The sequence below is a fragment of the Kitasatospora putterlickiae genome (assembly GCF_039527695.1).
GTDB lineage: Bacteria > Actinomycetota > Actinomycetes > Streptomycetales > Streptomycetaceae > Kitasatospora > Kitasatospora putterlickiae.
In genome coordinates this window covers 1-3744 of the sequence record NZ_BAAAKJ010000270.1, presented here as the reverse complement: position 1 = coordinate 3744, position 3744 = coordinate 1, and the positions used below count along the sequence as shown (strand labels likewise).

General features: G+C 76.0%; 7 protein-coding genes. 4 read left to right on the top strand and 3 right to left on the bottom strand.

All coding sequences use genetic code 11. The features are described from left to right. A partial coding sequence (locus ABD308_RS27145; RefSeq protein WP_344339736.1) for a serine/threonine-protein kinase occupies positions 1–860 on the bottom strand: 860 nt, incomplete at its 3' end. Between the two features lie 229 nt (positions 861–1089). Here ABD308_RS27145 and ABD308_RS27140 point away from each other — a divergent pair. After that, on the top strand, positions 1090–1497 hold the full coding sequence (locus ABD308_RS27140) for an SH3 domain-containing protein (protein WP_344339733.1): 408 nt from the start codon (positions 1090–1092) through the stop codon (positions 1495–1497). Positions 1498–1617: 120 nt separating this feature from the next. On the opposite strand, the gene ABD308_RS27135 is transcribed toward ABD308_RS27140, so the two are convergent. Together ABD308_RS27135 and ABD308_RS27130 are read right to left on the bottom strand one after the other, a co-directional pair. Further along, on the bottom strand, positions 1618–1869 hold the full coding sequence (locus ABD308_RS27135) for a Rossmann-fold NAD(P)-binding domain-containing protein (RefSeq protein ID WP_344339728.1): 252 nt from the start codon (positions 1867–1869) through the stop codon (positions 1618–1620). Positions 1870–1948: 79 nt separating this feature from the next. Next, positions 1949–2149, bottom strand: coding sequence for a hypothetical protein (locus ABD308_RS27130; RefSeq protein WP_344339725.1), 201 nt, complete (start codon positions 2147–2149; stop codon positions 1949–1951). A gap of 80 nt (positions 2150–2229) precedes the next feature. Between ABD308_RS27130 and ABD308_RS39765 the strand changes: the two genes are divergently transcribed. Genes ABD308_RS39765 through ABD308_RS27120 form a run of 3 tightly spaced genes read left to right on the top strand, consistent with a single transcriptional unit; the run spans position 2230 to position 3684 of the window. Next, positions 2230–2613, top strand: a complete 384-nt coding sequence (locus ABD308_RS39765) for a helix-turn-helix domain-containing protein (protein ID WP_425554857.1) — start codon at positions 2230–2232, stop codon at positions 2611–2613. 1 nt (position 2614) lies between these two features. Next, a complete protein-coding gene (locus tag ABD308_RS27125) occupies positions 2615–2737 on the top strand; it encodes a hypothetical protein (RefSeq protein ID WP_344339721.1) in 123 nt (40 codons plus the stop codon). Positions 2738–2754: 17 nt separating this feature from the next. Then, the gene (locus ABD308_RS27120; protein WP_344339717.1) at positions 2755–3684 is read left to right on the top strand and encodes an NUDIX hydrolase; all 930 of its coding nucleotides are present in this window, start codon (positions 2755–2757) and stop codon (positions 3682–3684) included. Positions 3685–3744: the final 60 nt, after the last annotated feature.

Here is a 3744-nt window from a genome sequence, read left to right as displayed (position 1 = left end):
GGCACCGAAGCGCCGGCCACGCCAGGCTCGGCGGCCGCGAGCACCTGGTCGAGGTGCGCGGCGCCGGGCCGCACCGCCGGATCGCGCGCCAGCAGCGCGGTCAGCACCGGCCCCAGCGGCCCGCAGCGGGTCGGCGGCGGCAGCGGCTCGTCGAGCACGGCCGCGAGCGTGGCCAGCGAGGTGGCGCGGCGCAGCGGGTGGTGCCCCTCGACGGCGACGTACAGCAGCATGCCGAGCGACCACAGGTCCGAGGACGGGTTGCCCTCCTCGCCGCGGATCCGCTCCGGCGCGATGTACTCGGGCGAGCCGATCAGCGCGCCGGTGGCGGTGAGCGCGGTGGCGTCCCGCATCGCGGCGATGCCGAAGTCGGTGAGGACGGGGGTGCCGTCCGCGCGCAGCAGCACGTTGCCGGGCTTGACGTCGCGGTGCTGGATGCCGGCCGCGTGCGCGGCGCACAGCGCGGCGAGCACACCGCGGCCGATCCGGGCGGCCTCGGGGACGGTGAGCGGGCCGCGGGCGATCCGGTCGGCGAGGCTGCCGCCGGTGACCAGTTCCATGACCAGCCAGGGGTGGGGGTGCCCGGGGGTGTCGACGATGTGGTGGATCACCGCGACGTTCGGGTGCTGGAGGCGGGCGAGCGCGCGGGCCTCGCGCAGCACGCGCTCGCGCAGTTCGTCGGCGGCGGTGGGGTCGGCCGCGGCCATCGCCGGGTCCGGCGGGCGGACCTCCTTGAGCGCGACCTCGCGGTGCAGCATGGTGTCGCGGGCGCGCCAGACCAGTCCCATGCCCCCGCCGCCGAGGCGTTCCAGCAGTTCGAAGCGGTTGTCGATGAGCCGCGTCCCCGGCCCCCCAGTGTTCATGCCGACCCATCGTAGGGGCCGCCGCCGACGGTCGCGGTGGCCGCCCCGGGCGGCCGGTTGCTCCGTGGACGCCCTGTCCGTACCGGAGTTGGGCGGGCGGCGGACGGCGGGGTCCCGGTTACGGCATGCGGAGGCGGGTGCCACCCTCCCGGGCGAGGCGGGAGGGCCTTCCGGGTGGCCGTGGGCGGGGAGTGGACGGCGCCCGCCCGACCGGCTCGTTGTGACCGGTATGTCTGCACACGTAGGAAGAAGGGCCTTCTGGGCCGCGCTGTCCCTGCTGGTCCTCACTCTCCTGGCGGTGGCGGTGGGGATCGGTCACCGTCCGCCGCCGGAACGGCACCCCGGCCCGCCTCCGCCGGAGGCCCCGCGTGGCTGGGTGGTCGCCGCGAGCGCGGCCAACGTACGGCGCGAGCACTCCGTCGACGGCGCGGTGCTGGGCCTGGCCCGGTGCGGCGAGCCGGCCGAGATCGTCGACACCTGGATCTCCCCGCTGGGCACCCGCTGGAGCCGGATCGTGGTCGCGCCCCGGGGGCTGACGGGCTGGGTCCTCTGGTCGCTGCTCGACCACCCGGCCCCGCCCGGCGACGGTCCGGCCGCCCCCTGCCCCACCCCGCCGCCGGACACCCAGGAGGCGTGACGGCGGCGGTGCCGGGCGGGGCGTCAGGTGACGAAGTCAGGTGACGAAGGAGGCGAGCGGCCCGGCGCGGCGGCGGACACCGGCCGCCTCCGGTGCGGCGAGGACGGCGGACCTGAGGGTTCACGCGCACCGCTGTGCGAATCCGGTGGCCCGGTCCGCCTGCGGCGAGCGCTCGACGGCCGCGTCCAGGCCCTCGTCCTTGGCCCGCTTCACGTCGACCAGGCCCTCGGCGAACGCCGCGTTGAGGCCGTGGCCGAGCAGGGTGACGCGCGGCGCGTCGAGCGGTTGGTGCCGGTAGCGCACCGGGCGGCCCAGTTCCTCGGTCACGGTCCTGGCCGGGTCGCCGGGCGACAGGTCCCGCGGGCCGAGCACGGGGACACACCCTCTCGGTCGGGGAGCCGTCGCAGGTCGGCGGCGCCGGGCGGTCGCCGCCGGAGGGGACCGCCCGGCGTCAGCCGAGGAACTGGGCGAGCACACCGGTGACCGCGGCGGCGAGGGCGAGGACCGCGGCGAAGGCCCCGCCCGCGCGGGCAACGGCGGCGGGGTAGGTGGAACCGTCGAGACGGGCGAGCGCACCTGCGGCCACGCCGATCAGGAGGGCCAGCACGAGGACCAGAGCGACGGTGAGCAGGACGACGGCGACGTGGTTCACAACGATCTCCCAGCGGGGGTCGGACTGTTGACGTGACCGAATTTCCTGGAACCGGTGTTGAACACGGTTGAGACTGGACAATGGTGTACACACCTGAACACCGCTGGAAGCCCGACGCTGGGGGGCGTGTGAGCACGGAAGACCTTGGGCCTGGGGAGGCGCTGGTCGAGTTGCGCAGGCGGCTCGACGACAAGCGGGCCGTCCTGGGCCTGGACAAGACACAGTTCGCCAGAAGAGCGGGGGTGAGCCGCGGCACCATTCACAACGCCCTCACGGGGCCGGTGCCGAGAGCGGAGACGATCACGGCACTCGCCGAGGCGCTGGGCTTGGACCCGCGCGTCCTGCTCAAGCTGCGGCAGATCGCAGCCGGGGAAGCCCCGGCCCCCGCCGGACCCAGGGCGCAGCGGCCCACCGGCGGCCGACCGCTCGCGGACCGAGCTCTTCTATCTCAGCGAAGCCGTTGAGATGCCGGACGGACTGCGGGCCGAGGTGCGGGGCTACTGCCGAATCGAACTGCCCACCGTCGAACAGATGGACGTGTTCCGGGAGGCGGAACGCCTCAGCCGGGCCTTCCACGCGATTCTCTGACGTCGAAGGAGGCCCGGGTGGAGCACAGCCCGTCCGACCGCCCGACCGATCGTCCGCCACTCGCCGCCGTGGTCGTCACGGACGCGGTCGGCCGGGTTCTGCTGCTGCGCCGGGCGGACGGCCGCTGGGAGTTGCCGTCCGCGCGGGTCCGGCCGGCCGAGGAGCCGGTGGCGGCGGCCGTCCGCGCGCTGGCCGAGGTCTGCGGGGCGTCCGCCGAGGCGGTGCGCCCGCTCGGGGGGTTCGGGGACGGTCCTGACGGTGCGGCGCGGCGGCAGTACGTGTTCGCGCTGTCGGCGTACGCGCCCGGCGCGCTGGGGCGGCTCGTGCTCCGTCGGCACACCACGCACGCCTGGTTCTTCACGGACAACCTGCCCGGCCTCTCCCCCGCCGCAGTCCGCTTCCTGCGGGCGCACGCCCCGGCCCGGCCGCACCTGTCGCGTCCCCAGTGGCTGGCCACCACGCCGCGCGCGTGGCTGTGCACGGCCGCCGTGCTGACCGCGCCGGACGGGCGGCTGCTGATGGTGAAGTCGCGGGTGCGGGAACCGGACCGGCGGCCGGACGCCGGTCGGTGGAACTTCCCGGGCGGGGTGCTCGACACCCACGAGGACTCGCCGACCGGCGCCGCCCGCGAGCTACGGGAGGAGACCGGCCTCGACCGGCCGGCCGGCCCGCTGCTCGCGGTGCTCTGGCAGCATCCGGCGCCGGGCGCGGACCACCCCATCGTGCAGTTCTTCCACGACTTCGGCACCGCAGACCCTTCATCGGTCCGACTCGCCTGCCCGGACGGGGAGATCACCGACTGGGAATGGTTCCGCCCGGGCGAGGAGCTGGACGCCGCGGCCGGTCCGGACCGGGGCTACGCGGCGCGGCAGGCGCTGGCGGCGCGCGCGTCCGGCCGCACCGTCACGGCCACCTACCCGCCGCGCCCCTTCGAGGCCTCGGACTGACCACGCGCGGCGGATCCGTCTCCCCGGCCCGCCCGAACGAACAGGCGGCCGGGCGGCCGG